This is a genomic window from Thioclava sp. GXIMD2076, assembly GCF_037949795.1.
Classification (GTDB): domain Bacteria; phylum Pseudomonadota; class Alphaproteobacteria; order Rhodobacterales; family Rhodobacteraceae; genus Thioclava; species Thioclava kandeliae.
Genome location: NZ_CP149932.1, coordinates 1,990,285 through 2,016,738 on the forward strand (window position 1 = coordinate 1,990,285; position 26,454 = coordinate 2,016,738).

Consider the following 26,454-nt stretch of genomic DNA (forward strand, 5'->3'; position numbering starts at 1 on the left):
GGGGAATATCAGTCCTGGACGTGCCAGAAGCAGGGGAAGCCCGGATCGAAGACGGTCACGGGGCTGTCCTCCACCGCGATCTTGGCGGGCCACTGGGCGGCTTCAGCGGTCTTGCTCAGCGTAAGCGTGGCCGTGTTCACCGGCAGGCGGTAGAAGGCCGGGCCATTCTCGCTTGCGAATTTCGCAAGGTTATCCAGCTTGCCCTCGGCCTCGAACACATGCGCCAGAAGCGCCATCGTGTTGGTTGCGGTGAAACAGCCCGCGCAGCCACAGGGGTTTTCCTTGGCATGATCGGTATGCGGAGCCGAGTCGGTGCCGAGGAAGAAATGCGGATTACCAGAGGTTGCCGCCTCGACCAGCGCCAGACGATGCACTTCGCGTTTGGCCACCGGCAGGCAGTAATAATGCGGCTTGATCCCGCCCACGAGGATGTGGTTGCGGTTGATGATCAGATGGTGCGTGGTGATCGTGGCGCCCATATCGTCGCCCTGCGATTTCACATAGTCCACACCGTCCTTGGTGGTGACATGTTCCATCACCACGCGCAGCCCCTTGACCGAGCGCAGAACCGGATCGAGGATCCGGTCGATGAAGACTGCCTCGCGGTCGAAGATATCGATCTCGGGCGAGGTCACCTCGCCATGCACGCAGAGCGGCAGGCCGATCTCGGCCATCTTCTCGAGCACGGGGCGGACCTTGTCGAAATCCTTCACGCCCGAGGCCGAATTGGTCGTGGCGCCTGCGGGGTAAAGTTTCACGGCTTTCACGAGACCCGAGGCATGGGCTGCCGCCACATCCTCGGGGTCGGTCTCCTCGGTCAGATACAGCACCATCAGCGGCTCGAAGCTCGCCCCTTCGGGCAGCGCCTTGAGGATACGGTCACGATAGGCGGAAGCCTGAGCGCCGGTCACAACCGGCGGCACCAGATTGGGCATGATGATCGCGCGGCCGAAATGGCGGGCGCTTTCGGGGGCGATGGCCTTCAGCATCGCGCCATCACGCAGATGCAGGTGCCAGTCATCGGGGCGGGGAATGGTGATCTGGGTCATGGGTTCCGCTTACCCCGAGCGCGCGCGCAAATCCAGCGCGAAGAGCGGCGCGGCTGTGGGAAAAAGACCGCCTTCCTGTGGCGGGAACGGTTGCGCCGCTTGCATGGCGGGGCTGCAATAAATGGGCGTAGTCGTGGCAGGACATCTTCCCTATCTGGGTAGGCAGGGAGGAAAAGTCCTGAAAGCACGAAACAGGAGTTTTCCAAATGGCAAGTTTTGTAAATACTGCCCATAAGTCTTCTTTGGGCTCCGTGATCGCCCGCATGTTCCAGAAAGCGGGCCGCGCTCTGGTTCTGGCAACCGAAGCGAAATCGCGCCAGTCGGAAATCGTTCGCCTGAACGCCATGTCCGATGCGCAATTGGCGATGAAGGGCATCGCGCGCGACGAGATCGTCGCCCATGTCTATCGCGACCGTCTCTACGCCTGAGTGTAGAAGCTGCTCCCGTTGGTCCCATTTGCCTGAGGCATGCCGTTCGTATGTCTCTTCCGGGCCACCGGCGACAGGCCAAGAGTTTGTAACACGTTGAATGGTAAAAAGTTGAAAGGCGACCCGAACCATATGGTTCGGGTCGCCTTTTGCATTACGGGGCGTCGGGGCAGCCCTTCAGGCCTGTTCGAGAATGATACCTTTCTTGGCCAGCTCGCCCACAAGTTTGTTGTAGCGTTTGCGCAGCCGTGGTGCTTTCAGCCGCACGGCCGCATGATGGCAGACCAGTGCCTCCATATAGGGGCGGTCCATCGCATCGACCGCACGCAGAAGATTGCGGGTATAGGAGATGTTCTTGCGGCAGTCGCGATATATATGGCGCAGCACGCGCGGCGTTAGTTTGCCCTCGCAGGCCCGCGCGATCATCAGTTCCAGTTGGCCGCAACGCGCGATCAGCGAGGCGATTCGTCCACCCGCCAGAATGCAGGGCATCAGCTTGATATTGGGGCGGTAGAACAGGGCCGCATGCATCGCGTCGAGCCGCTCGAGCGGATCATAGATGATATAGCCCTGCTCGGCGCCCTCCATCATATCGGGGGCAAAGCCGTAACGGTCATCGAAACTGACCTGACGCATTTCTGGGAAACGGTCGTCCCATCCTGCCAGCAGCGGCTCCAGCGTCGCCTGCGGCTGGATGGCCAGCACCGTGGCTCCCGGGGCGGCCACCGAGAAGGCACAGGCAGCATAGCCGCATGATCCCGCACCATAGAAAACGACGCGGTCAAAATCCTCGAAGAAACCGTCATCCACCAGACGGTCGAAATAGGCATAAACCTCGGGCGAGCGGAACCATGTCGCATCCTCGGCAATCAGCGTCAGGCTTGACCAGCCGCCTTCCTGCGCGATCCGGTATCCCAGCGGCAGACCTTCCTCATCGGAATCGATGAGCGGGTTACGTAGCTCGAAAGTGACCAGAAGGACCGGCGCATCCTGACTGAAGAGCGCGGCATGGGCACGGCCAAGCTCTTCGTAATGGCCGAACTCCTCGCCAAGCGCGGCCATGCGGCTTTGCCAGTCCGTCACGCTCATATCCTGCATCTGTTCCACCCCTCGATCCTCAAACCGGCCCGCATGACAGCCACGGGTCATCGCTCATCCTCGACCCCGACTATCCCCTATCTTCCGTTAACCTTTCACTATCCGAAAGTGACGAAAACAAGGTGAACGAAAGAAAATGCAATGGCTGCAAAGTTTTACGTCAACAATCTCGTGAGGATGGCGCGATTGTTCACAATTCGTCATCAGGTTGCGTCCGATGCGCCAATTGTCCCAGCCTCAGCATGCGCCGTGCATCGGATTCGGACAAGGGGCGTGTGGGCGGTGTCAGCAGCAGACGTCCGAACATCGCGCGTGGCGCCTCCTCCAGAAGGAGCGCATCGATCCGCGCCCGCCGCCACGCGACCGCCTGCGCATGCAGCGGACCCAGCACGGGGTCGCCCAGCAGTTCCTGCCGGATCTCCTCGCGCCGGAGGCGGGTGCGCTCAATGCTCACATCGGTTTCGCTGCAGAAATTCCGCTCGACCCAGTAGGAGAGATCGAAGCCGCCCACATCACGATTGGCCCGCCCGCGATCGCATTTGACCACATAATTCTCCATCGAGCCCAGCGCGTAATGGTTGAGCTGAACCAGCCTCCGGCACTCTCTGTCGGGCGGGGTGAAAAGGCGGTTCTTATGATAGAGCGGGGGCAGGACATTGCCCGATCCGTCATGCCAGCGCGGGGTTGCCCTGTCCTTTAGTCCGCGCGGGCGGTGCACGCCCAGCTTGCGATACTGTCCGCGATTGCGCAGCAGTGTCTTGAAGATCGAGGCCCGCCACGGCCAGAGCATTTGCGTGGGGGCGGCACGCCGGAACTGCTCGGTCACAGGTAGGTCTGCAAACTCCACCACCCCGTCATTACCGAAAAAACGCCATGTCAGCGCAATCGCATCGGCCTCGGGCAGGGCGGTGATCAGATCTCCGAACTGGCCCGTCCCGATATGGATATTCACGAACTCATCCACATCGAACACAAGCGTCCAGTCGGCACGAGCCTGTGCGGGATGCTTGTCGGCACGCAAGAGTGCTTCCCATTGCGGGCCGCGCTTCCAGGGGCCGGGGTTACACTCGTGATGCAGCCCGCCCATCGCGGCGAGCCGGTCGAGCATGAGATCCGTCCCGTCCTCGCAATCATTGGAATAGATCAGGAAGTCGCTCATGCCGATGGCACGGTGATGGGCGATCCATTCCAGCAGAAAGGCGCCTTCGTTCTTCATGCAGCTGATGCCGAGGATGCAGGGATCAGCCATCGGCGCCCGTCCTGCCGGGTAAGGGAGCGCATTTCCAGCGTCTATAAATATCCCTGCCGGAGGCATCCGCCGCCAGCCAGAGGCGCAACGCGCCCCTCAATGCTCTGCCTCGCCCGCATGTTCGACCGTAAAAAAGAAATCGGGCGCCACTTCGCGCAGATGCATGTCCTCGGGCAGGCAGTCTGGACCGGCATTGAACACAGCCGAGCCGAAATGCTGGAGCATGCGCGAGAGGCGCTCGTATTTCGCACTTGTCAGATCGCCGTAGAAATTCTCGTAATTCTCGGTGGCACGCAGTTCGGCGATCTTGGCGCGGTGGGCGCTCACCGCCGCCTCATGGGCCGCGCGGATCTCGGGGTCGGCCATCAGCCGGTCATATTCGGCCTGTAGCGCAGGGATCATCCGCTGGATCGAGGTCTCGGTCTCGAGATTGTGGTTCATCCGGAACCAGTAATTGAGCCCCTGATCGCGGTCCACATGGTTCACCCGCCCGCGGTCGCGTTTGACCAGAAAGCTTTCCGCCGAGCGCACGGCATAGTGGTTGAGCTGCACCCAGTCATAGCCATAGGTCTCGAGCGTCGAGCGCCAGCCATTGCGGAACATCTCGCGCGGCATGGGCTGGCCCGAGCCGTTGAGCCATTTCACCTGATCCCAGAGATCGGGCACCAGACCTTTGGGGCGGTGCACCCCCATCTTCTTGTAGATATCCATATTGCGGAATAGCGTCTTGAACCCCCAGGCCTGATGCGGCTTGCGCACGACCTCGGGGGCGCAGGTGGTGAACTGGTCCAGAAGGAAGCGATCCTCATATTCATGGACATCGGCATTACCGAAGAGCCGCCATGTGAGAGAGATCATATTGGCCTCGCCCATGGCCTTGTAGAGATCGGTCAGGGTGCCATCGCCGATCTTGATATTGATGAACTCGTCCACATCCATGCAGATCGCCCAACCGGCCTCCTCAATGACCGGCTCGGCTTCGGCGGCCTGCAGGGCTGCGTGCTGGGGTTTGAGTTCTCCACCCGGACGCCACGGGTTCTCGCGATGCTGCACAAGCCCCTTTGCCATCAGCATATCCAGCATCGTATCGGTGCCGTCGGTGCAGTCATTGGTATAGATCAGAAACTGGTCTACCCCGATCGCGCGGTGATAGGCGAGCCATTCCATGATGAAGGGGCCTTCATTCTTCATCGTGGTCACGATCGCGGTCGAGCCTGCTTTGATCGCGGGTTTGGGGACAGCCTTGACCTTGGACACAGGCGGACGCACGGGTTTATGGCCCCAGACATCCATCGCGAGTGCCAGAAGCTGTTCATCCTCCACGAGCGAGGTTTTGGGGGCCAGCTCTGCCGCCTTGCGCCCCGGCACCCGCAGCGCCATGGCCCGCCAGAAGGTGAAGACATGCGCAGGGTTCGGTTTGGCATAAGCCACGCGGGTCATTCGCCATGTGGCATCGAGCCCTGCTTTGGCCGGCGCACAGCCCCAGCGCGCCGTGCCACGCCGCGCATCGAACTGGCGGCAGATATGATCGGCAAAGCGCTCCGGCGCGTCATTACGGATCCGCCATGGATAAATGCGTCGCCCGACCAGCATCACTACACCCGAAGGCGCCGCGGCACAGGTGTCAAAAGCACCGGTCCTGCCATCGGCCACAGGGGCAAGAAAGTCGGTCACATCCAGCACCAGCACTGCGCGTGCTTCTGCCAGAAACCGCCATTTGGCAATTTCGAAGACCAGCCCCTGTCCAAGGGGAGAGCGGGTCGCATCGGGCGCAGGGATCTCCATCCGGTCCTTGCCGGGCGCATCGGGGGCTAGGAAGGGATGGCTCTCGGGGCCGGTATCGGGTTTGCCCATGGGCACGGGGCAATCGAGAACGATCACCTCGATCTCCAGATCGCGCTGGGCAATCCCCTTGTCGAGAGCCGCGATGAAGGCATCATCGGGGAAGCGGTTGAGGATCACCGCGCCATCGGCCTCATGCTGGTCGGCATGCCAGCTAAGCCAGTCGAGGACCGTATCGGCGCTTTCTTCCAGACGCTGCCCGAGGAGACAGTTCCGCCCGCGCAGGACGTCCCATTCTGCGGGGGCCGTTGCCAGAGAGCGTGTAAAGGGCGTAGCCCCTTCAGTCCTGGTCGTGGTCAGGACAGCGGCCGTGCCTGCCGGAAGGGTCGCGCAGACCATCGCGCCCCCTGCTACGTCGCGCAGCTCGGTGATCTGGCCGCCCTCGAGCCCGGTGACCTGTTCGACCTTAGAGGGGGTGGCCAGCATTGCACGCAGATGGCGGGTGCCGCCGATCTCCCATGCAACGGCATCCAGCAGCCACGGTCCTGTCGTCTCGGGGCCGTCTCCATCGGGCCCTTGCGGGGCTTCTGCCATGAGGCTGCGTCTGATCACTGATGCCATCGTCTATTTGTCCTGCGTCTTGGCCTGTTCTATCTCGGGCGGCGAACCCCCAGCCCGAGAGGCCTGATCCTCCATGCAAGCATATGCCGCATAGAGAGTTAAGACCATGTCGGTTTTTTCGTGTATTCCGTTGGAAATTGTCAATTCTTCGGGCAGGTTGGTGCCAGATTATGGTAAGGGCGCTGGGCCTTGCCTGCCGTGTCGAGGGAAATATGCGTGAAATCGGGACCCTATGGATCGGGGGGCGGCTGAGCTGGCTCGAGATCCTGTGCCTCAAGAGCTTCGTTGATCAGGGGCAGAACATCACGCTGTTCTCCTACGAACCCATCGGCAATGTTCCCGAAGGCGTCATCCAGCGCGACGGGCGCGAGATCCTCGACCCCGATCCGCAGGAAGGGTTCCTGAAATACGAGCGCAAGGACAGTTTCGCGCTGTTTGCCGATCTGTTCCGTCTGCATATGCTGGCCAAGTGCCCCGGCATGATCTGGGTTGATACCGATGTCTATTGTCACCGCCCGCTGGACTACGACAGCCCCTATGTTCTGGCCTATGAGCTTCCCAAAAGTGACCGTATCAACAATGCGGTTCTGGGGCTTCCGGCGCAGGGCGAGCTGTTGCAGGCGATGCTGGAGTTTACCCGCGACCGCTTCTCGGTGGCGCCTTTTCTGCCCCACGAGATGCAGCGCAATTACCGTGAGGCGGCAGAGCAGGGCAATCCGGTGCATGTCAGCCAGCAGCCATGGGGCATCTGGGGGCCGTTGATGGTGACCCATTTCACCCGTGCGCTGGGCTTGGCCGATAAGGTCCAGCCGATGGCGGCCTTCTACCCCGTGCCCTTCCCGCAGCGCGAGACCTTCCTGCGGGGCGAGGGGCAGGTGAAAGCGGCGCTCTCGACCCTGACCACGGGGCTGCACCTGTGGGCCTCCAACAAGCGCAAGCTCGGGCGGCTGCCGCATAGTGCACCCCAGCCGGGCAGCTATCTGGACCATCTGTGCCGCAAACATGGCGTGCGGGCGGAGTTTGCCCCGATCACCTCGCGCGGGCGGACCCGTTTCGAGGAGACAGGGATCGATCCGCAGGTGCTGGCGCAGATGGGCGTGGGTGTCGTGCGGGCCTGCTACGATCTTGGCGGTCGGGCACCGGCGTTGGCGCTGGCGGCACACCGGCGGCACAATTGCGATATCGTTCTCGTGGATCTGACCGAGGAGGGCGGGGCGCGCGAGACGATCTCCGACTGGGTGGCCCCCTATACCGACTGGCTGGTGGCGCAGGGGGTGCGGCGCGATCTTATCCGCTATGTTCCCGATCCGTTCCTTCTCGAGCCCGACGGGCTCGTGCTGTCTCTGGGCAGCTACGGCGATCAATGGCCGGTGGCGCCGCTGGGTGCGCTATTGCCAAGGATGCTGCGCCCCGATGGCAGGCTGGTGATCGATATCCGCCGCGGCTCGCGCGGGTTTCCCTTCTTGCGTTCGCGTGGCACGCTGACCCAGATCGCCGCGCCCTTTGGCGAGACTGCCCCCGAGACAGTGCGGGTCAGTTTCGCGCCGAAGGCGGGGGGGCTTTGAAACAGCCTGCTCCCCGCAGAGAAAACGCCTTGGATTCGTCGCAGTTACTTCGCATGATAACCGTATTCTCCCGTGCAGTTTCCCCTGCGTCGGAGCAGGAATGACAGGGCAGCATCGCGCTGTGCAGAAAGAGAACAGAATATGAACAAAGATTATCAGGTTGCAGCCCTTTGGATCGGCGGCAAGATGAGCTTTCTCGAAGTTCTCTGTCTGAAGAGTTTTGTGGATGCGGGCCAGCATATCACGCTCTATTCCTACGAGCCGATCCCCAATGTGCCCGAGGGCGTGGCGATTGCCGATGCCAACGAGATCCTCTCCTCGGAGCAGTTCCTGCGCCATGGCCGCACCAATTCGCCCGCGCTGCATTCGGACCGCTTCCGCTATCATCTTCTGGCCAAGAACGACCATATGATCTGGGCCGATACCGATGCCTATTGCGTGAAACCCTTCACCAGCCCCACGGGGCATTTCTTTGCATGGGAAAGCAAGGAGGGGGTGAATGGCGGCGTGCTGGGCCTGCCGCAAGATAGCGAGGCTCTGGGCCGGCTTATCGAGTTCACCAATGACGAATATGCCATCCCCACATGGTATGGCGATGACTATACCCGCGAGCTTCTGGAGGCGCGCGAGCGTGGCGAACCCGTCCATGCGGGTGATCAGCCCTGGGGCGTATGGGGGCCGCATGGCTTGACCCATTTCCTGAAGGAAACAGGCGAGATCAAATACGCCCTGCCGCAGGCCGCCCTCTATCCGATCGATTACAAATACCGCGCCAAGATGACCCAGCCGGGCTATGACTGGCAGAAACATGTGACCGACGAGACCTATTCGATCCATTTCTATGGCCGTCGCCTGCGCGCGCGGATCAACGAGAAACATGGCGGCATCCCGAAAGCCCGCAGCTGTGTGGGAATGCTGATGAGCAAGCATGGCGTGCTGCCCGACGGGTCGGTAAAACCCGCCGAGTCCGTCACGCCCGTGACCCCGCCCGAACAGGCGCAAGGGGCGCAGGCCGCGGCCCTTCTGGAGAGAACCGGCCTGACCCGGATCGAACGGATCGCCGATCTGGGTGCGATGGCACCCGATCTGGCACTGGCCGCGCAGGAGCGGTTCGATTGCGAGATCGACCTGATTGATCTGGGCAGTGACGGCGCGTGGCCGGCGCTTGCCTCCGGCCACGCGCAGGCGGTGAAGGCGGAGCTGGTTGCGGCGGGCGTCGATGATGCGCGGATCCGCATCGTGACGCGGCTCGAGGAGATCAAACCCGCCGATCTGGTCCTGTCGCTGGCCAGTTTCGGCGATAGCGCCAAGATCAAGCATCTCGCACCGCTGATGGGCAAACTGTTCCACGCCGACAGCCGGATGCTGATGGATATCCGTGCGGGCACCGGTGCGTTCCCCTTCCTCAAGCCATATGGCGAGAGCGCGGCGCTCGAGGAGTTCGAGGGCCGTGGCAATGGCAAGATCACGCGGGTGCTTTTCAGCCCTTTTGCCCCTAAGGCCGAAAGCGATCCGGCCTGGGCTGAGATCGCGCGCGAGCTGGCAGGGCCCGACGGGTTTTACACCGATAACGGCCAGCACAGCTTTCTTTATGTGCCACGCGGCAAGACACTGGTGGTGACCTTCGACAATCTCGACATTGCTATGGGCAAGCGCGAGGATCGCAGGCCGTGGGGCTATAGCTTCATCGAGAAACAGGGCTGGTCGATGCTGGGCGCGATGGCGGGCGGCTGGACATGGTATCGCGACCCTTGGGTGTTTGACGAATTCGACCGGCTGGCCGCCGAGGGGTTCTTCGCGCGCTTCGAGCGGGTCGTGTTCTATGGCGCCTCGATGGGCGGTTATGCGGCGGCGGCCTTCTCGGCGGCCTGTCCCGGCGCGGATGTGGTGGTGATCTCGCCGCAATCCACCGTCGACAAGGCGGTGGTGCCATGGGAGACGCGCTACAAGACCGTCTGGGGGCAGGATTTCTCGGGCAAATATGGCGATGCGGCAGAAGCCTCGAAAGCGGCCGCGCGTGTGAGCATCCTCTATGATCCCTACGAGCCCCTCGATGCGGGCCATGCCGCGCGTTTTGACGCGCCCAATGTCATGAAACTGCGCGCGCCGCTACTGGGCCATAGACTCGGATCGTCGCTCAACCAGATGGGCATCCTCACACCGATCATCCTCAAGGCGCTCGAAGGCAGTCTGCGCCCGCAGGATTTCCACATGGCGCTCCGGGCAAGGCGCAATTTCCCGCGCTACCAGAAAGAGCTGTTCAACCGCTGTGTCGCGCGCGGGCATCTGAAACTGGCGCGCCGGTTGGGAGAGTGGATCTTGAAGCGCAACGATAACGGGCCGGTGAGAAAGGCCCTGCGCGATCTCCCGAAAAGCTGATTGGTAAACGGGGGCGGGGCATGCGAATTGATATATGTCAAAGCCCTTTATCTCCTGTGGGCCTAGACAAAGGTCAGGCAGATCCCTTCTCCCTCTAGCCGGTTTCCGGCGGGGTCTGCCCATTGCGGATCATACGGGTGTCTCCCTTACCCGATCCGATGAAAGCGCCGCGGGCCTCCCTCCTGCGGCGCTTTGAATTTCATAGGTCGTCGTTTCTGGCTCGAGCGACAGGGGTTACTCGGCAGCCGCATCCCATTTCAGCTTGTAATCGGTCTGGTAGACCCCTGTCTCGGGCGAAGCCGACGCAGGTTTACGCACCGCATAGACCAGCATGATCGGCGAATTCTGCGGCAGTTTCCGGCTGAGCCGCGGGCGCACCCCTGTTTCGTTCGGGTTTGTGGTCGTGGCATAGGCATTGGCGAAATTGGGCAGCATCGGCTGCAGCTTCAGGTCCAGCACCTCATAGCCCAGACCGGCCTCCCAGAACCCGTAGACCATTTCCGGCGTCAGCTGGTAGAAGCCGTGATTGATCCAGCCATTGCAGGGCGAGTGACCGATCAGCGTGCCCCCGGGGCGCAGCATCGCATCCAGATTGCGGTAGGCTGCGGGCAGGTCGAAGATATGCTCGCAGGTGCCGCCATCATAGATCACATCGAACCGCTCGCGCAGCGTATCGGGCAGGGGCTGGCTGAGATCATGGATAATCGAAGCCCCCTCGAAGTCCGAGATGTCCATCGAATCGACCGAGGTGAAGCCCAGCTGCCGGAAGAAGGTCTCGCAATAGATCGAGGACGGATCCTGCAGATCCGCTTCGCTGAGCTGCGGCAGATGCGCGGTCATCATCTCGGCAAACAGCTCGGCCGAGGCTCCGCGCCGGGAACCGATCCAGCGCTGGCGGCCGAGCATGAGAAACTGGCCACCGAGATTCTCGGTCTTTACCGTCTCGATGAGGCGGGCGCATAGCGTATCGGGCAGAGCCATGATGATCCTCTCTGTCACTTTTGGAACAGAAGATATGATCATGGTAACGGAATGATGAAGATAGCCCCTGTTCGGGGTGACGTCGCGTGGCGGACCCTTGCGCAACCGCATGGCTCCCGTCCCGAACACGAAAAAAGGCGCAGTTGCAAAGATGCGCCTTTTCCCGGGATCGGATGTCTGACTTTGGTCAGAGGATCTTGACCTGCGTGCCCACTGGGCAGAGTTCGTAAAGCGATTCCACCTGCTCGTTATAGAGGCCGATACAGCCCGATGAGCTGCGGCGGCCGATCTTGCGGGTGTCATGGGTGCCGTGGATGATATAAGCGGGCCAGCTGAGATACATCGCGCGGGTGCCCAGCGGATTATCGGGGCCCGGCGGCATGTAATGCAGCGAGGGATCTTTCACCAGCATGGATTTGGTGGGCGTCCAGTCGGGGCCGACCTTCTTGCGCACGATCTCGGTATAGCCGCGCTTGGTCAGCGCGTCGGTCATCGGCACCGAGGTCGGATAGAGGCGGTAATCCGCGCCATCCACCGCCCAGTAATGCAGGGCCTTGGAATGCGTATCGGCAATCAGCGTCACGCGGTCGAGCGTGTCGAAATGGTCCTGCCAGTGGATCTCGCGGAAGGCCGAGATGTTATGGCGCGAGGGGGCCGCCACGATGGCTTCCTGCTGCGCCATGGGGATGTCCTGCGTTGCGGCACGGGCAATCGCGGGCGCACAGAGTGCGGCACCGCCCAGAAGCAGGGCGCTGCGCCGCGAAAGATGACCGGAACGATCATGAGACATTGTTTGAACTCCCGTTCAGACTTCGGAATATGGGCAAAAATCTCACAAAGCCTTTGCCCGCTCAATTCACGCCTGCTCACGCAGATGCGATCTGTGACAGGGTGACAGAAATATCACGAACCCGCCACTGTTATGCGCCACGAAAAACCCTCCCCGAAAACCGAGGAGGGCGTCCCTGCTGGCTATGGCGCTGCACAGCCTTCGCGATCTCGGGCCTTATTTCGGCCCGATCATCATCACCATCTGGCGGCCTTCGAGCTTGGGCATGTTCTCGATCTTGCCCAGTTCGCCGACATCATCCCTGACGCGGTTGAGCAGTTCCAGACCGAGGTTCTGGTGTGCCATCTCGCGACCACGGAAGCGCAGGGTGACTTTTACCTTGTCGCCGCCTTCGAGGAATTTCTTCACGGAGCGCAGTTTGACCTCGTAGTCATGCACGTCGGTCCCCGGACGGAACTTGACCTCTTTGACTTCGATGATCTTCTGTTTCTTCCGGGCTTCGGCTTCGCGCTTCTGCTGTTCGTATTTGAACTTGCCGAAATCCATGATCTTGCAGACCGGAGGTTTCGCATTGGGGGAAATCTCGACAAGGTCGAGACCGGCTTCGTCAGCCATTGCCATCGCCTTTGCCGGGGTCACGACACCAACGTTTTCACCTTCCGCGCCAATCAGGCGAATTTCGGTTGCGCGGATCCGTCCGTTCACGCGAGGACCAGTGTCGCGGGTCGGCGGGGCATTATGTGGTCTGCGGGCTATGGCGTTCATCCTTCTATAGCCAAAAAATCTGTTGGGCCGTAAAATAGGGCTGCTTTTCACAGGATTCAACCGCAATCGTCGCCATCCGGTTCCAGCACGGGGTGCAAATCGGATTAAATTTCGCGCGAAGCCGGAGCAGCCCGTGATCTGGGTGTTTTCGGAGCACTGTGGAGGGGAGCGTGACCTCGCCCGCTCGCGCCGAGGCAGGGCAGGGGCAAGGCAGGCGCGCAACGAATCTGTCCCGCACCCTGCCGCACGATCGCCGGCTCAGATGTCGCGGCGCAATGTGCTCAGCGCGTCTTCGGGCGTCTCATCGCCATCGGTCAGCTCGATCAGCTCGCGCCTGATGGCGGGCATGTCGATCAGCGTGGCCAGCACCCGCGCGACATTGCCGCGTTTCACACTGCCATAGGGGAGGGCCAGCCCCGCGCTGATGCCGCCATCCTCCTCCTCGGAGACCAGAGTGCCGGGACGCAGGATGACCCAGGACAGATCGCTGCGCACCACCGCCGCATCGGCCTCTTTCTTCACCCGCATGTAATGCTCGAAATTGGGGTTCGGATCGCGTCCGCGGCCCGCTTCGGGGAAAGCGGAGACCAGATAGAGCCGGTCCACCCCCGCACGGTCCATCGCCGCGACCACCTCGCGCGGGCCCTCGCCATCGATGCGTGAGGTCCGCTCCACCCCCGAACCTGCCGCCCCCGCCGAGAAGACCACAATGCCATGCCCCTCGATCATCGGCACCAGATCCTGCGCCATCAGCTCCATGATGTCGCCCTGTACGGGCGTCGCGCCCTGCGCGCGCAGCCGGTCTGCCTGCTCGGGCTTGCGGTGGAGCGCCGTGACCTCGTGGCCTGCCGCCACCAGCATGGGCACCAGCCGGGATCCGACGCCACCAGTGGATCCGATCAGAAAAATTCGTGCCATCTCAAGATTCCTTCGCATAGACTGTTGAGTGCTCAGCTAGCGCTGAGCGCGGCAAGGAAAGGGGTGGCGCCGGATTTCTTGCCGTCTGCGGGCCATGAGAGGCACAAGACCAGAGGGAATGGATGCCATGCGACGTTTTGCCGTGATTGCCGATATCCACGGAAATTCCGATGCGCTCGGGGCGGTGCTGGCCGATATCGATTCGCAGGGGATCGGCCAGATCATCAATCTGGGCGATCATTTCAGCGGGCCGCTGGATGCGGCGGGGACAGCAGCACGTCTGCGGTCGCGGGAGATGTTGTCTATCTGCGGCAATCATGACCGCTATCTGATCACGCGAGAGCCCGCCGCGATGGGCCGGTCCGACAGGGTGGCTTACGACCAGTTGTCGCCTGCCGATCTGGACTGGCTCAGGGCACTACCCAAGGTGTTGGAGCTGGAAGGCGGGATCTTTGCCTGTCACGGCGTGCCACGCAGCGATGAAAGTTACTGGCTGGAGCGTGTCGGCCCTGATGGTGTGCCGCGCACGGCCAGTCTCTCCGAGATCGAGGCGGAGGCAGAGGGGGTGGATGCGGGTCTGATCCTTTGCGCCCACACCCATATCCCGCGCCTCGTCCGGTTGCCCGATGGGCGGATCATCCTCAATCCCGGAAGTGTCGGCTGTCCCGCCTATGACGATGACGAGCCCGTGCCGCATAAGATGCAGACTGGCTCCCCCCATGCCAGCTATGCGGTGGTCGAACGGCGGGCTGCGGGCTGGCAGGCCGCCTTCCGGTATGTGGCCTATGACAGTGCCGCGATGGTGGCACGGGCCGAAGCCGAGGGGCGGGCCGAATGGGCGCGGGCCCTGACAACCGGCTGGCTCGAATGAAAAACGCCCCGCAGAGGCGGGGCGTTTGCTACTCGGTCAGGACGGGCTCAGACGCCGTCGCCAACGAAAGCCTTTTCGACCACATATTCACGCGGCTCCGAATTGGCGCCCTCGCGCAGACCGAAGCTCTCGAGCACTTCCATCACGTCCTTGTTGAACGCCAGCGACCCGCAGACCATCGCACGGTCGGTTTCGGGGTTCATCGGCGCAAGGCCTAGATCCTCGAAGACCTTGCCCGAGGACAGGTTGGTGGTGATGCGGCCCATGGTGGGGAAGTCCTCACGGGTAGTGGTGGGATAGTATTTCAGCTTTCCCTCCACCATCTCGCCGATCAGCTCGTCATTTTGCAGCCCCTCGACCAACTCGCGGCCATAGGTCAGCTCCTCGACGGTACGGCAGGTATGCATCATGATGACCTCGTCGAATTTCTCATAGGTCTCGGGGTCGCGCATCAGCGAGGCGAAGGGCGCAAGGCCGGTGCCAGTGGCAAGGAACCACACGCGCTTGCCCGGAAGGAGGGCATCATGCACCAGCGTCCCCACCGGTTTGGGGCGCAGGATGATCTCGTCGCCTTCCTTGATATGCTGCAGACGCGAGGTCAGCGGGCCATCCGGCACCTTGATCGAGTAGAATTCCAGCTCCTCGTCCCAATTGGGCGAGGCGATGGAATAAGCACGCAGGAGCGGCTTTTCCTTGCCGGTCTTCTCGTCGGTCTGCATCAGGCCGATCATCACGAACTCGCCCGAGCGGAAGCGCAGGGATTGCGGGCGCGTCACGCGGAACGAGAACAGGCTGTCGGTCCAGTGCTTGACCGAGGTGACGGTCTGCGCATCGGGAAGGGTCTTTACGGCGGGGGTTTTGGTTGCGGTATCGGTCATGGCGGTCTCGTGTTTGGTCCGGGCCTCGGGCAACGGGGAGGGGCATCCGGAATGAACATGGTGGACGGCTGGCCCATTCGTAAACTGGCCCGTCCGGGATTGGCTCTCTCTGGCTGGGCTCTGCCATAGCGCAGTGACGCGATTATGGCAAAGCCCCAAATGCTCAGCCGACCAGACGGCGGCGATAGGAATGGTCCTGCCAGTCGGCGCGGAAGACCCATTGCTCCTGCGGCTGGCGGGTGGCCAGCTCGTCCGAGATCTCGACCTCGTCGAAGCCCTGACGCCGCGCCATCGCATATTGATCGGCGATTACATGGCCGCGGGCGCGCAGACGCCCCGCAAAGCCCAGATCGCGCAACCGGCGGCCAAGGGTGAAACCGCGCCCGTCCGAGAAGGACGGGAACTCGCAGATCACCATCTCGGCGCCTTGCGTCAGGGCCGCCAGCTGTGCGGGATCGGTATCGGAGGGCAGCACCACAGCATCGCCCGTGAACTCATCGGCATGAAAGCCGTCATCGCGTACAATCTTGCTCATGCGACGGTGTCTCCCTTGAGGGTTTCGTCAATCGGTTTGCCATCGGGGCCCACGCGCACGGCCTTGCCGCCGATGAAATGGATCCCGCATTCGGTCTTGGTCTGTCCGCGCCAGCGGCCCGCGCGGGGGTCTTCGCCCGGTTTCACGGGGCTGGTGCAGGGGGCGCAGCCGATGCTCGGATAGCCCTTGGCCACCAGCGGATGTTTCGGCAGGCGGTTCTGGATCATATATTCCTGCAGATCCTCGCGCGTCCAGTGCGCCAGCGGATTGATCTTCATGCGGGTGGGGGTTTCTACCTCGAAGAAGTCGATCGCCGCACGGGTGCCCGACTGGTAGCGCTTGCGCCCCGTGATCCACGCATCGAACTGGCTCAGCGCCCGTTCGAGCGGGATCGTCTTGCGCAGCGCGCAGCAGGCATCCGTGTTGAACTGGTGCAACGTGTCGTCGGGGTCCTCGAAGGCCAGATCCTTGGGATCGGCCGTGATGGTGCGCACCTCGGTGAGCCCCAGCTTCTCGGCCACATCCTTCTGGTAATCCAGCGTCTCCTGAAACAGCATATGCGTATCGATGAACAGCACGGGCGTGGCCGGACGGATCAGCGAGACCATGTGCAGAAGCACAACGGATTCCGCGCCGAAAGACGACACCATCGCCACATCGCCCGTGTCATGGTCATCAAGCGCCTTCTCCATCACGGTGATGGCGGCATGGTGCTTGTAGCGGCTGTTCAGCCCCGCGACGCGGTCCTCGATCGAGGCCCAGCCGTCACGCGGCATTTTTCTTAGCGTCTCCATATAGCGCCTCCTTGAAGGGATCGGCACCGAGGCGCCGATAGGCGTCGAGGAAGGTTTCCTCGGCGGAGTTGCGTTTCTCCAGATAGGTCTTCAGCAGACGCTCGACCGCAGGAACCACCTCGTCATAGGCGAAACCGGGGCCGGTGCGTTCGCCGATGGCGGCCGTCTCGGTCGCATCGCCGCCCAGCGTGATCTGGTAGTTCTCGACACCCGCACGGTCCAGACCGAGGATGCCGATATGACCCACATGGTGATGCCCGCAGGCATTGATGCAGCCCGAGATCTTGATCTTCATCAGACCGATCTCGTCCTCCAGATCCAGCTCCTTGACGCGCAGTGCGATCTGCTCGGCCACGGGGATCGAGCGGGCGGTGGCCAGCGCGCAGTAATCCATGCCGGGGCAGGCGATGATATCCGAGGTCAGGCCCGCATTCGCCGTCGCCAGACCCGCCTTGGCGAGTTCGGTGAAGAGCGCGGGGATATCGGCCTTGGCGACATGCGGCAGGATCACGTTCTGCTCGTGGCTGATACGCAGCTCGCCATAGCCATACTGATCGGCCAGATCGGCCATCAGGCGCATCTGGTCGCCCGTCGCATCGCCTGGCGTCTTGCCATGCTCCTTGAGCGAGATCACCACCGACAGATGGTTCTCGACCTTATGGGGATTTGTGTTGCGGGCAACCCAGCGCGCGAGCAGCGGGTCGACCGCAACGGCCGTCTCCAGTGAGGAAGGGTCGGCATTCTTGAAGGCCGGCGGCGCGAACTGGCGCTCGAGATCAGCCAAAACCTCCTGGTCATAGCCCGAGAATTTCGCGCGGGTCTTGGCGAATTCCTCGTTGACCAGCTCGCGCATCTTCTCGATCCCGTTCTCGAAGACGGTGATCTTGATGCGGGCCTTATATTTGTTGTCGCGGCGACCGATGATGTTCCAGGTGGAGACCACCGCCTCGAGATAGGGCAGCAGATCCGCTTTCGGGATGAAATCGGTGATGACCTGACCGATCATCGGCGTGCGGCCCAAGCCCCCGCCCACGAGGATGCGGTAGCCCTGTTGGCCATCCTTGTCGACCAGCTCCACGGCGAGGTCATGGACCTTGAGCGCCGCGCGATCATGGGTGGAGGCCCCGACCGCGATCTTGAACTTGCGCGGCATGAACTGGAATTCGGGGTGGTCGGTGGACCACTGGCGGATCAGCTCGGCCGTCGGGCGCGGATCGGCGATCTCGTCGGTGGCGGCACCGGCGAAATGGTCCACGGTCGTGTTGCGGATCGTGTTTCCGCTCGTCTGGATCGCATGCATCTGCACATCGGCCAGCGCGTCGAGGATATCGGGGATATCCTTCAGCGTGGGCCAGTTGAACTGGATGTTCTGGCGGGTGGTGAAGTGACCATAGCCCTTGTCGAACTTGTCGGCGATCATGCCCAGCTGGCGCATCTGGTCCGAGCGCAGCGTGCCATAGGGGATGGCGATGCGCAGCATATAGGCATGCAGCTGCAGATAGACGCCATTCATCAGGCGCAGCGGCTTGAACTCGTCCTCGGTCAGCGAGCCGTCGATGCGGCGGGCGACCTGCGCACGGAACTGTTTGCAGCGCTCGCGGACGAAAGCTTCGTCGAAATCGGAATAGGTATACATCGCGCGCTCCTTGTTACTGGCTTGCCGTTTCGGCTTGCTTGCCGTGGAAGTAGTTCGACGGGCCGCGGGTCCGGAAAGCCTCGCGGAAATGGATGGGTTCGGGGCCGTTCTCGCCCATTTTCGCATCGGCCAGATAGGGGCCTACGGCGATCTCGGGCTGGCCCTGTGCCACCAGCATGCGCATCTCGGCAATGGTCTCGTCCTCGAGGAACTCGGCCTGCGCGTGGTCGCGCACCCACGAGCCGTCGGCGGCGAGATAGATCACATCGCCTTCCATCAGGTCATTGGCGGTCAGGACTTTGGGCGTGAATTTGCGTGCCATCAGAATGCCTCCTCACGGGCGTGGACTTCCAGGGCGGTGTGATCCGGCTGGTGAAGATCGGTAAGGGAAAGGGTGGCCACCGCCGCGCGCGGCGCGAGACCGAAAAGAATGACTGTCGGCCCCTGACATAGGCTAGCCTGATCGGGCAGGGTGGCAAGGTTTGCCGCCCAGATCCGCTGGTCGGGCTGGCTCACGTTCTCGACAAGGGTGACCGGCGTGCTCGGGGCAGCCCCATGCATCATCAGGCGGCCCTGGATGAAGCGCGAGGCTTTTTTGCCCATGTAGAAGGCGGCCACGGTGCCCGGCGCGGCAAGCCTGGCCCAATCGGAGTCGGTATAGCCGTCGGTGTCATGGCCTGTCAGGATACGCAGCTCGCTATTGCGGCCGCGTTCGGTCAGGCTCTGGCCGATGGCCGCGCTGGCAGCCGAGGCCGAGGTGACACCGGGCAGGACGCGGAAGCCTATGCCATGCGCCTCAAGGGCCGCGATTTCCTCGTTCAGGCGCCCGAAGACCGAAGCATCCCCCGATTTCAGGCGCAGCACACGGCGTCCCTGTAGCGCGAAGCCCACGATCAGCGCGGAAATCTCGTCCTGCGCCATGCTGGGTCCGAACCCCTGCTTGCCAGTCCGGATGCGGGTGGCCTGCGCGCCGATCAGGTCCAGCACTTCGGGGCCTACCAGCGCATCATGTAGCACGATATCGGCGCTTTCCAGAGCCCGCGCCACCGCCAGAGTGACATGATCGGCAGAGCCGGGACCCGCACCGGCGAAGGTGACGAGGGATGTATCTTTGGCGATCTGGCTCTGAGACATCGGAAAACCCCTGTTTGGCTCCCTCTATATAGGAAAATATCCCACCTTTACGCTATGGGGGTCTTGCAGATAAGGATATATGTTCGTATCGCATATGAACTTGGAACATATGTTCCGATCACTGGAGGTTGCGCGAATGTCGGTCCGTATCGATGACATGGATAGGAAAATTCTTTCGCAGCTGCAGCTCGATGCCAGCCAGTCGCTGGACGATATCGCCCGCAAGGTGGGCTCGTCGAAGACGCCCGTGTGGAATCGTATCCGCAAGATGCGCGAGGCGGGCATCATCGGTCAGCAGACGGCGATCCTCGATGCCGAGGCGCTCGGCTTTGACGCCTGTTTCTTCGTGCTGATCCGGACCTCGGAACACGAGGCAGACTGGCAGCAGAAATTCCTCAGCGCGCTGCGTTCGCGCCCCGAGGTGATGGAGGCGCATCGTCTGGCAGGCGATATCGACTATATCCTGAAGGTCCGCGTCAAGAATGCCCGCGCTTATGATGTGTTCTATCAGGCGCTGATCTCCGAGGTGAAGGTGCATAACGTGACCGCCCTCCTGTCGATGGAAGAGATCAAAAGCACCACTATGCTGCCGCTGTGAGCGGCCTGCCTCAATAGCTCAGCGCGAGCGTCTCGAGCCCGTGGAATGGGTAGAGGTCAGCATAAACCGGGCGTTCGTCCAGAGACAGATTTGGCAGGCGCGCAAACAGGACCCGCAGCCCGATCTGCAATTCCATCCGCGCAAGCGGCGCGCCGAGGCAGAAATGCGCGCCAGCCCCGAAGGCGTGATGCGGGCGGCTCGGGCGGGCGGGGTCCAGAATCCCTGGCCTGTCCCACGCGGATGGATCGCGGTTGGCACCGGCCAGCAATAGCCCGATCCGGTCGCCACGGCGGAAGGCCTGCCCTCCGATCTCCATATCCTCCAGTACCCAACGCTCAAACAGATGGAGCGGCGGATCGATCCTGAGCGCCTCCTCGACCAGCGCGGCCTCGGCGGCGGGATCGCCCTGAGGCCATTGCGTCCCCCGCTCCAAAAACTGGGCCACCGCATTTCCGAGGCTATGCACCGTCGCCTCGTGCCCCGCATTCAGCAGCAGGATCGCTGTCGAGAGGATCTCGTCCTCGCTAAGCCCCGAGCCATCCCCGGCCTGCGCAGCCAGCATCGCCGACAGCAGATCCTCGCGCGGATCCCGACGCCGCTCGGCAAGCGTTGCGCGGATGAAGGCCGCGAATTCGCTGCTGGCGGCGACCGCCTTGGCCTCCACCTCCGCGGTGCGACGGGCCTGATACATCCCCACCATCGCATGCGACCAGCGTAGCAGATCTGGGGCGGTCGCGTCCGGCAGCCCCAAAAGACGCGCGATGATGATGGCGGGCAGATGCTGGGCATAGGCGGGCAGCAGATCGCATCCACCGGCAGGGAACGCATCGATCAGCTGGTGGCACAGCGTCTCGATCTCGGGCGCAAGCGCCGCGATCCGGCGCGAGGTAAAGGCGCGGAGCACCTGTGCGCGCAATTTGGCATGGCGCGGGCCGTCAAGCTCCAGCATCGAATGCGCCTCGATATCGTAGAACGGCGCCAGATGGGCGGGCGGGGTCTGGCCGAAGCCTTCGGGTGCCTCGCGCCCGAGACGCCGGTCGCGCAGGCAGGCCGAGACGACCGTGGAGCGCGCGGTCACCGGAAGCCCCCACTCCTGCCACTGCACCACAGGGCCCGCCTGCCGGATCATGTCATAGAACGGATAGGGGTCCTGCACGAAAGCGGGATCACGCGGGGAGCGGGAGAGATGGGGAAGGGAGAGCAGTTCGGTCATCGGGCCATTAAGCGCCCGGTCCAAAAAATTGGCAAGCGGTCTTGGCGTCGTCCCGCAAACAGATCGACGGTTGACAGATCGCGGCCGCCACCGGATGACAGGAAGCATGACACAGGGCACCGCTCCTCTTTCCCGCCTGAGAAAGCTGCGCAATGCGGGCGCGCTTTGCGTGGCGCTGGCCGCGCTCTTCTGGGCGTCGGTCTCGGTCTGGTATCATGCGGCCGAAACCGGCATGGCGCAGGCGCGGGCGCGCGGTGTGGCGGATCTGCGGCTGGCCTCCGACCGGCTGGTGGGGGCACTTGCGCAATATCGTGAGGATGCGGTGCTGGCCGCGGACCACCCGTATGTGCGCGCGCTCGTGGCGGGGAGCGACGGTCGAGGCGCCGTCGAGGTGGCCCGGACCCTTCAGCGATTTGCCGATCTGGCAGGGGCCGAGCATCTGGTGCTCCTGCGCCCTGATGGTCGGGTGCTGGCGGCCCCCGATGGCTTTCCGGTCCGCCTGCCGATGACCGAGGATCTCGAACGGGCCTCCCATGGTGCCCTCGGCCGGACCCATGGTGTGGAGGGGGACGGGCTGCACCGCATCTTCGCCTTTGCCGCACCTGTTTTCGTGACACAGCCCGAAGGCGGACGCCGTGTGGCCGGGATCATCCGTCTCACGCTTGATGCCGAGACGGTCGAGGCGACCGGCCGCGGTGATCCGCTGCCGGTGTGGTTTACCGATACGCAGGGGGTGGTGTTTACCGCAAATCGGGCGGGTCTCGTCTTCCGGCGCAAGGCCGGTGCCGCGCTGCCCGATCCCAAGGTCTATCCCGCACACACCCCCTTCGTCACGGTGGCGCCGCGGCGCAAGGTGATCGCGGGGCAGGAGATCATTTGTGCCCCGGATTGCGCGCTGCCGGTCTCTCTGGATCTTCCGGTGATCGGGCTCACTGGCCATTCCGAGGTGCCGGTCGCGCCGATCCTGAAAGAGGCGCGGGTGCAGATGTTCGTGGCGGCGCTGGCGATGCTGGCCATCGGGACGCTTATCGCCACGCTCTGGGCGCGGCGTCAGGCACTGGCGGAGCGTCTGGCGATGGAGGCCGCGCTCAATGTCGAGCTGGAGGAGGCGGTGGCGCGGCGCACACGCGAGCTGCGCGAGAGCCATGAGGCGCTCCTACATGCGCAGGCCGAACTGGTGCAGGCCGGAAAGCTCTCGGCGCTGGGGCAGATGTCTGCGGGGATCAGCCACGAGCTGAACCAGCCGCTGATGGCGATCGGCACCTATGCCGAGAATGCGGCGATCTTTCTCGAGCGCGGCAAGCCCGAGCGCACGCAGGACAATCTGCGCCGGATTGGCGAGATGTCGGGGCGGATGGGCCGGATCATCCGCAACCTGCGGGCCTTTGCCCGCCCCGAGACCGAGCCTGCCTCGCCCGTCGATATGGTGCGCGTGGTCGCGACCGCCCTCGAGATCTCGGGCTCGCGTCTCTCGAAGCTCGAGCTGCGCTGGAGCCCGCCCGATCATCCCGTCTGGGTGATGGGCGGCGAGACGCGGCTGGCGCAGGTGGTGGTGAACCTGCTGTCCAATGCCGCCGATGCCTGCGGGCAGGCGGATCCGCCGGTGATCGTCCTGCAGCTCGAGGAGCGGGCGGAGGAGGTCTGCCTGCGCGTGCTTGATAATGGCGCGGGGATTGCCGATACCGAGCGCATGTTCGACCCGTTCTATTCCACGAAGGAGGTGGGCACGAACGAGGGGATGGGGCTGGGCCTGTCGATCTCCTACCGGATCGTGCAGAGCTTTGGCGGAAGTCTGACGGGGGCAAACCGGCCCGAGGGCGGAGCGGTCTTCACGCTGGTTCTGGCGCGGGCAAAAGAACGGGCCAAGGAAGGAAAGATGTCATGAGTGTGGTAAACAAGGTGCTGCTGGTCGATGATGACCGTGCCGTGCGCGAGGCGCTGTCGCAGACCATCGAACTGGCCGATCTGGAGCCTGTCGTGGCGGGCAGTTTCATCGAGGCCAAGGACCATCTGACGCCCGATTTCTCCGGTATCGTGGTCAGCGATATTCGCATGCCCGGGCGCGACGGGTTCTTCCTGCTCGACTATGTGCGCGGGCTCGACCCCGAGCTGCCGGTGATCTTGCTGACGGGCGAGGGCGATGTGCCCTCTGCCGTGCGCGGCATGACGGGAGGCGCTTTCGACTTTCTGGAAAAACCCTGTGCGCCGCGTGACTTTCTGGCCGTGGTCGAGAAGGCGATGAAGACCCGCGCCTTTGTCATGGAAAACCGCGCGCTCCATCGCGAGGCGCGCAAGGGCGATGCGGCGGCGCGGGTGCTTGCGGGCAATTCGGAGGTCGCCGAGCGGCTGCGGGAATCGTGCCGTATGGCCGCGCGCTCGGGGGCCGAGGTGCTGGTGACAGGCGCGCCGGGCGCGGGCAATTCCAAGGCGGCTGAGGTGATCCACCTCCTCTCTGCAGCGGCCCAACGCCCGTTCGAGAAACGCTCGGCCGCGGGGCTGAGCCCCGAAACGCTGGAGCAGGCCTTTGCCACCGCCGATGGTGGCACGCTTTACCTCGACGAGATCGCCGATCTGCCGCAGCCTGTGCAATTTACTCTGTTGCAGCTTTTGGAAACCCAGCCCGCCACGCGGCTGATTGCGGGGACCTATCGCGATCTGGCGGCTGAACGTGATGCGGGGCGCTTTCACCCCGATCTCTACTGGAAACTCGATATGATGCGGGTGCGGGTGCCGGCGCTGTCCGAGCGTCCCGAGGATATCCCGATCCTCTTCCGCCATTATGTGCGTCTGGCTTGCGAGAATTCCTCGCTGCCGATGCCCGAGATTCCGCAGGGCTATCTGCAAAGTTTGGCGGCCCGCGACTGGCCGGGCAATGCGCGGGCGTTGATGTCGGAGGCGATGCGCTTCACGATGGGGCTCAGCGATAGCGAGCATCCCGAGGAGGAGCCGGGCCTGTCCGAGCAGATGGCGCGGCTCGAACGCGGTATTCTGGTGACCGCGCTGGAGAAACATCAGGGCAGGGCCTCCGATGCGGCCAAGGCGCTGAAACTGCCCCGCAAGACCTTCTATGACAAGCTTACACGGCATGGTGTGAAACCCGAGGATTACCGGTCCTGACAGGGCGCGAGGTTGTGCGAAATCTCGCACAGGCGGCTTTCTGCCAAGTGCGGTATCTCGCACAATCCTGTGATCATGCTCATGTGTATTTAACATAACCACCTGAAGATAAAAAATTTAATTATTTTTGCATAACTGTATTGCGGTGGATGCATGGCGGCCGCAATCCTGTGTTCATGGAGAGGGGCGCGACAATCGCGCCGCATGGATCTGGGAGGAGCCCCATGAAAGTTACGAAAACCGTCAAGGCATTCGCACTGGCATCGACCGCCATCATCGCAACCGCTGGTCTGGCAAATGCCGCCTGCGACGACGGCGAGATGGTCATCAAGTTCAGCCACGTCACCAATGCCGACAAGCACCCCAAAGGGATCGCCGCAGGCGCCTTTGCAGATCGTGTGAACGAAGAAATGAACGGTAAGGCCTGTGTCGAGGTCTATCCGAACTCGACGCTCTATAATGATGATCAGGTGCTCGAGGCGATGCTGCAGGGCGATGTGCAGATGGCGGCCCCCTCGCTGTCGAAATTCGAGACCTTCACCAAGGTCTTCCGCATCTTCGACCTTCCCTTCATGTTCAAGAACATGGACGCTGTGGAAGAGTTCCAGCAATCTGACGCAGGTCAGGACATGCTCGCCTCGATGGAGCGCCGCGGCCTGATGGGTCTGGCCTTCTGGCATAACGGGCTCAAGCAGTTCTCGGCCAACAAGCCGCTCCTGCTGCCGACCGATGCGAAGGGTCTGAAATTCCGCGTTCAGCCCTCGGACGTGCTGGTGGCACAGATGAAGGCGCTGGATGCAAGCCCGCAGCCGATGGCGTTCAAGGAAGTTTACGGCGCGCTGCAAACCGGCGTTGTGGATGGTCAGGAAAACACTTGGTCCAATATCTACGGCCAGAAATTCTACGAAGTGCAGGACGGCACCACCGAGACCAATCACGGCCTCCTCGATTATATGGTCGTTGTCTCGACCGACTGGTGGGACAGCCTCGACGCGGATATCCGCGACCAGCTGGCAACCATCATGGCCGAGGTTTCGGCGGACCGTAACGCCGCGATCGCGCAGGTTGATGCCGATAACCGTCAGGCGGTCATCGATGCAGGCGCTGTAGTGCGCGAGCTGACCGACGAGCAGCGTCAGGCATGGGTTGATGCGATGAAGCCCGTCTGGGCCGAGTTCGAGGGCGATGTGGGCGCGGATAACATCGCGCTGGCCCAAGAGATCAACGCCAAACACTGAGCTAAAGGGCCGCTCCTTTAGCCATCACTCACGGATAGCGGCCCGAAGGCTCCGCGCGCGGTGCGGAGCCTTTCTTACCCCGTATCCATTTACCTTCCATCTCGTAAAGGGGGCAGGGACATGTCCTATGATACCACGCCAAAAGGTCCGGTGGGGGCGTTCTTCGATAGTCTCGAAGAAAATGCCATCGCGCTTATCCTCGGAGCGATGACGCTGATCACCTTCGTGAATGTCGTTCTGCGCTATGTGTTCAACGCCTCGCTGATCTGGGGCCTCGAAGTGGTGCTGATCCTTTTCGCATGGTTGGTCATTCTGGGCGTCTCCTATGCGTTCAAGAAAACCGCGCATCTGGGTGTGGATGTGGTCACCAATATGCTGCCTGCGCGCGGCAAGCGGGTGATGGCGGTCATCTCGGCGCTCTGCTGCCTGCTTTATGCGGTCTTCCTGCTCAAGGGCGCTTACGATTACTGGGCTCCCTATGCAGCGCTCGACCAGACTTCGGGCCATTGGTTCCCCACCGGTTTCGAGAAAACCCGCGACCGCGCATGGTACGAGACCGATCAGGTGCCGATGCTGGAGATCTTCCGCTGGCTCGAACCGCTGATCAACCAGGGCGAGGCCTATGACAAACTGCCCCGCGTCATCCCCTATTTCATCCTTCCCTTCGGCGTCGCGCTGATCACCCTGCGCATCATTCAGGCCCTGATCCGGGTGATCCGCGGCACGCAGGACAGCCTGATCGTCAGCCATGAAGCCGAAGACGAAGTCGACCGTGTGGCGCAGACCCACGCCACCGCAGCCGGTAAGGAGTAACA

General features: G+C 62.6%; 24 protein-coding genes. 9 read left to right on the forward strand and 15 right to left on the reverse strand.

Annotated features, from left to right (window positions below):
* Nucleotides 1-8: 8 nt before the first annotated feature.
* Nucleotides 9-1,049 carry a dihydroorotase gene (pyrC, locus tag WDB91_RS09805; protein ID WP_339112381.1) on the reverse strand — a complete coding sequence of 347 codons (1,041 nt, stop codon included), beginning with the start codon at nt 1,047-1,049 and terminating at the stop codon, nt 9-11.
* 206 nt (nt 1,050-1,255) lie between these two features.
* On the opposite strand from pyrC, the gene WDB91_RS09810 reads away from it, so the two are divergent.
* Entirely contained in the window at nt 1,256-1,477 is a 222-nt protein-coding gene (locus tag WDB91_RS09810; protein WP_339112382.1) for a hypothetical protein, read from the forward strand.
* A gap of 177 nt (nt 1,478-1,654) precedes the next feature.
* On the opposite strand, the gene WDB91_RS09815 is transcribed toward WDB91_RS09810, so the two are convergent.
* The 3 genes from WDB91_RS09815 to WDB91_RS09825 form a co-directional block, all read right to left on the reverse strand.
* Nucleotides 1,655-2,626, reverse strand: a complete 972-nt coding sequence (locus tag WDB91_RS09815; RefSeq protein WP_339112383.1) for a phosphoadenosine phosphosulfate reductase — start codon at nt 2,624-2,626, stop codon at nt 1,655-1,657.
* Between the two features lie 139 nt (nt 2,627-2,765).
* A complete protein-coding gene (locus tag WDB91_RS09820; RefSeq protein ID WP_339112384.1) occupies nt 2,766-3,824 on the reverse strand; it encodes a glycosyltransferase family 2 protein in 1,059 nt (352 codons plus the stop codon).
* A 96-nt stretch (nt 3,825-3,920) separates the two neighbouring features.
* Complete coding sequence (locus tag WDB91_RS09825) at nt 3,921-6,227, reverse strand: glycosyltransferase family 2 protein (protein WP_339112385.1); 2,307 nt, start codon at nt 6,225-6,227, stop codon at nt 3,921-3,923.
* Nucleotides 6,228-6,439: 212 nt separating this feature from the next.
* Between WDB91_RS09825 and WDB91_RS09830 the strand changes: the two genes are divergently transcribed.
* On the forward strand, nt 6,440-7,792 hold the full coding sequence (locus WDB91_RS09830) for a hypothetical protein (protein ID WP_339112386.1): 1,353 nt from the start codon (nt 6,440-6,442) through the stop codon (nt 7,790-7,792).
* Nucleotides 7,793-7,933: 141 nt separating this feature from the next.
* A complete protein-coding gene (locus WDB91_RS09835; protein WP_339112387.1) occupies nt 7,934-10,171 on the forward strand; it encodes a hypothetical protein in 2,238 nt (745 codons plus the stop codon).
* Nucleotides 10,172-10,405: 234 nt separating this feature from the next.
* Here the strand turns inward: WDB91_RS09835 and WDB91_RS09840 are convergent, their stop codons facing one another.
* The 4 genes from WDB91_RS09840 to WDB91_RS09855 all read right to left on the reverse strand — a co-directional run bounded on the left by WDB91_RS09840 (nt 10,406) and on the right by WDB91_RS09855 (nt 13,625).
* Entirely contained in the window at nt 10,406-11,152 is a 747-nt protein-coding gene (locus tag WDB91_RS09840) for a class I SAM-dependent methyltransferase (protein WP_339112388.1), read from the reverse strand.
* A 187-nt stretch (nt 11,153-11,339) separates the two neighbouring features.
* Complete coding sequence (locus tag WDB91_RS09845) at nt 11,340-11,942, reverse strand: L,D-transpeptidase family protein (RefSeq protein ID WP_339112389.1); 603 nt, start codon at nt 11,940-11,942, stop codon at nt 11,340-11,342.
* A gap of 216 nt (nt 11,943-12,158) precedes the next feature.
* Nucleotides 12,159-12,707, reverse strand: coding sequence for a translation initiation factor IF-3 (infC, locus tag WDB91_RS09850; RefSeq protein WP_339114501.1), 549 nt, complete (start codon nt 12,705-12,707; stop codon nt 12,159-12,161).
* A 258-nt stretch (nt 12,708-12,965) separates the two neighbouring features.
* Nucleotides 12,966-13,625, reverse strand: a complete 660-nt coding sequence (locus WDB91_RS09855; RefSeq protein ID WP_339112390.1) for an SDR family oxidoreductase — start codon at nt 13,623-13,625, stop codon at nt 12,966-12,968.
* Nucleotides 13,626-13,752: 127 nt separating this feature from the next.
* Between WDB91_RS09855 and WDB91_RS09860 the strand changes: the two genes are divergently transcribed.
* Nucleotides 13,753-14,496 carry a metallophosphoesterase family protein gene (locus tag WDB91_RS09860; protein WP_339112391.1) on the forward strand — a complete coding sequence of 248 codons (744 nt, stop codon included), beginning with the start codon at nt 13,753-13,755 and terminating at the stop codon, nt 14,494-14,496.
* A 47-nt stretch (nt 14,497-14,543) separates the two neighbouring features.
* Here WDB91_RS09860 and WDB91_RS09865 read toward each other — a convergent pair whose 3' ends face one another.
* The 6 genes from WDB91_RS09865 to cobA form a co-directional block, all read right to left on the reverse strand.
* Complete coding sequence (locus WDB91_RS09865) at nt 14,544-15,374, reverse strand: ferredoxin--NADP reductase (RefSeq protein WP_339112392.1); 831 nt, start codon at nt 15,372-15,374, stop codon at nt 14,544-14,546.
* A gap of 163 nt (nt 15,375-15,537) precedes the next feature.
* The gene (locus WDB91_RS09870) at nt 15,538-15,909 is read right to left on the reverse strand and encodes a DUF934 domain-containing protein (RefSeq protein ID WP_339112393.1); all 372 of its coding nucleotides are present in this window, start codon (nt 15,907-15,909) and stop codon (nt 15,538-15,540) included.
* Nucleotides 15,906-16,703 (reverse strand): phosphoadenylyl-sulfate reductase, encoded by a 798-nt coding sequence (locus tag WDB91_RS09875; RefSeq protein ID WP_339112394.1) that lies wholly within the window; start codon nt 16,701-16,703, stop codon nt 15,906-15,908. The genes WDB91_RS09870 and WDB91_RS09875 overlap by 4 nt, the downstream gene beginning before the upstream one ends.
* Nucleotides 16,675-18,339, reverse strand: a complete 1,665-nt coding sequence (locus WDB91_RS09880) for a nitrite/sulfite reductase (RefSeq protein WP_339112395.1) — start codon at nt 18,337-18,339, stop codon at nt 16,675-16,677. Before WDB91_RS09880 ends, WDB91_RS09875 begins: the two co-directional genes overlap by 29 nt.
* Before the next feature lie 13 nt (nt 18,340-18,352).
* Nucleotides 18,353-18,661 (reverse strand): DUF2849 domain-containing protein, encoded by a 309-nt coding sequence (locus WDB91_RS09885; RefSeq protein ID WP_339112396.1) that lies wholly within the window; start codon nt 18,659-18,661, stop codon nt 18,353-18,355.
* Nucleotides 18,661-19,473 (reverse strand): uroporphyrinogen-III C-methyltransferase, encoded by an 813-nt coding sequence (gene cobA / locus WDB91_RS09890; protein WP_339112397.1) that lies wholly within the window; start codon nt 19,471-19,473, stop codon nt 18,661-18,663. Before cobA ends, WDB91_RS09885 begins: the two co-directional genes overlap by 1 nt.
* Nucleotides 19,474-19,609: 136 nt before the next feature.
* Here cobA and WDB91_RS09895 point away from each other — a divergent pair, with 136 nt between their 5' ends.
* Nucleotides 19,610-20,071 carry an Lrp/AsnC family transcriptional regulator gene (locus WDB91_RS09895; protein ID WP_339112398.1) on the forward strand — a complete coding sequence of 154 codons (462 nt, stop codon included), beginning with the start codon at nt 19,610-19,612 and terminating at the stop codon, nt 20,069-20,071.
* Between the two features lie 10 nt (nt 20,072-20,081).
* Here WDB91_RS09895 and WDB91_RS09900 read toward each other — a convergent pair whose 3' ends face one another.
* Nucleotides 20,082-21,284, reverse strand: coding sequence for a cytochrome P450 (locus tag WDB91_RS09900; RefSeq protein WP_339112399.1), 1,203 nt, complete (start codon nt 21,282-21,284; stop codon nt 20,082-20,084).
* Between the two features lie 106 nt (nt 21,285-21,390).
* On the opposite strand from WDB91_RS09900, the gene WDB91_RS09905 reads away from it, so the two are divergent.
* The 4 genes from WDB91_RS09905 to WDB91_RS09920 all read left to right on the forward strand — a co-directional run bounded on the left by WDB91_RS09905 (nt 21,391) and on the right by WDB91_RS09920 (nt 26,452).
* Entirely contained in the window at nt 21,391-23,169 is a 1,779-nt protein-coding gene (locus WDB91_RS09905) for an ATP-binding protein (RefSeq protein ID WP_339112400.1), read from the forward strand.
* A gap of 2 nt (nt 23,170-23,171) precedes the next feature.
* Entirely contained in the window at nt 23,172-24,401 is a 1,230-nt protein-coding gene (locus WDB91_RS09910; RefSeq protein ID WP_339114502.1) for a sigma-54 dependent transcriptional regulator, read from the forward strand.
* A gap of 224 nt (nt 24,402-24,625) precedes the next feature.
* On the forward strand, nt 24,626-25,639 hold the full coding sequence (locus WDB91_RS09915) for a TRAP transporter substrate-binding protein (RefSeq protein WP_339112401.1): 1,014 nt from the start codon (nt 24,626-24,628) through the stop codon (nt 25,637-25,639).
* Between the two features lie 120 nt (nt 25,640-25,759).
* Nucleotides 25,760-26,452 (forward strand): TRAP transporter small permease, encoded by a 693-nt coding sequence (locus WDB91_RS09920; RefSeq protein WP_339112402.1) that lies wholly within the window; start codon nt 25,760-25,762, stop codon nt 26,450-26,452.
* The last annotated feature ends 2 nt before the right edge of the window (nt 26,453-26,454 follow it).

Bases quoted from the DNA above. Each gene is read 5' to 3' on its own strand.
- WDB91_RS09905 (WP_339112400.1), top strand. From the start codon at position 21,391: ATGACACAGGGCACCGCTCCTCTTTCCCGCCTGAGAAAGCTGCGCAAT.
- WDB91_RS09855 (WP_339112390.1), bottom strand. From the start codon at position 13,625: ATGGCACGAATTTTTCTGATCGGATCCACTGGTGGCGTCGGATCCCGG.
- WDB91_RS09825 (WP_339112385.1), bottom strand. From the start codon at position 6,227: ATGGCATCAGTGATCAGACGCAGCCTCATGGCAGAAGCCCCGCAAGGG.
- WDB91_RS09900 (WP_339112399.1), bottom strand. From the start codon at position 21,284: ATGACCGAACTGCTCTCCCTTCCCCATCTCTCCCGCTCCCCGCGTGAT.
- WDB91_RS09830 (WP_339112386.1), top strand. From the start codon at position 6,440: ATGCGTGAAATCGGGACCCTATGGATCGGGGGGCGGCTGAGCTGGCTC.
- WDB91_RS09880 (WP_339112395.1), bottom strand. From the start codon at position 18,339: ATGTATACCTATTCCGATTTCGACGAAGCTTTCGTCCGCGAGCGCTGC.
- WDB91_RS09895 (WP_339112398.1), top strand. From the start codon at position 19,610: ATGTCGGTCCGTATCGATGACATGGATAGGAAAATTCTTTCGCAGCTG.
- cobA (WP_339112397.1), bottom strand. From the start codon at position 19,473: ATGTCTCAGAGCCAGATCGCCAAAGATACATCCCTCGTCACCTTCGCC.
- WDB91_RS09875 (WP_339112394.1), bottom strand. From the start codon at position 16,703: ATGGAGACGCTAAGAAAAATGCCGCGTGACGGCTGGGCCTCGATCGAG.
- WDB91_RS09920 (WP_339112402.1), top strand. From the start codon at position 25,760: ATGTCCTATGATACCACGCCAAAAGGTCCGGTGGGGGCGTTCTTCGAT.
- WDB91_RS09835 (WP_339112387.1), top strand. From the start codon at position 7,934: ATGAACAAAGATTATCAGGTTGCAGCCCTTTGGATCGGCGGCAAGATG.
- pyrC (WP_339112381.1), bottom strand. From the start codon at position 1,049: ATGACCCAGATCACCATTCCCCGCCCCGATGACTGGCACCTGCATCTG.
- infC (WP_339114501.1), bottom strand. From the start codon at position 12,707: ATGAACGCCATAGCCCGCAGACCACATAATGCCCCGCCGACCCGCGAC.
- WDB91_RS09885 (WP_339112396.1), bottom strand. From the start codon at position 18,661: ATGGCACGCAAATTCACGCCCAAAGTCCTGACCGCCAATGACCTGATG.
- WDB91_RS09820 (WP_339112384.1), bottom strand. From the start codon at position 3,824: ATGGCTGATCCCTGCATCCTCGGCATCAGCTGCATGAAGAACGAAGGC.
- WDB91_RS09915 (WP_339112401.1), top strand. From the start codon at position 24,626: ATGAAAGTTACGAAAACCGTCAAGGCATTCGCACTGGCATCGACCGCC.
- WDB91_RS09845 (WP_339112389.1), bottom strand. From the start codon at position 11,942: ATGTCTCATGATCGTTCCGGTCATCTTTCGCGGCGCAGCGCCCTGCTT.
- WDB91_RS09870 (WP_339112393.1), bottom strand. From the start codon at position 15,909: ATGAGCAAGATTGTACGCGATGACGGCTTTCATGCCGATGAGTTCACG.
- WDB91_RS09860 (WP_339112391.1), top strand. From the start codon at position 13,753: ATGCGACGTTTTGCCGTGATTGCCGATATCCACGGAAATTCCGATGCG.
- WDB91_RS09815 (WP_339112383.1), bottom strand. From the start codon at position 2,626: ATGACCCGTGGCTGTCATGCGGGCCGGTTTGAGGATCGAGGGGTGGAA.
- WDB91_RS09840 (WP_339112388.1), bottom strand. From the start codon at position 11,152: ATGGCTCTGCCCGATACGCTATGCGCCCGCCTCATCGAGACGGTAAAG.
- WDB91_RS09865 (WP_339112392.1), bottom strand. From the start codon at position 15,374: ATGACCGATACCGCAACCAAAACCCCCGCCGTAAAGACCCTTCCCGAT.
- WDB91_RS09810 (WP_339112382.1), top strand. From the start codon at position 1,256: ATGGCAAGTTTTGTAAATACTGCCCATAAGTCTTCTTTGGGCTCCGTG.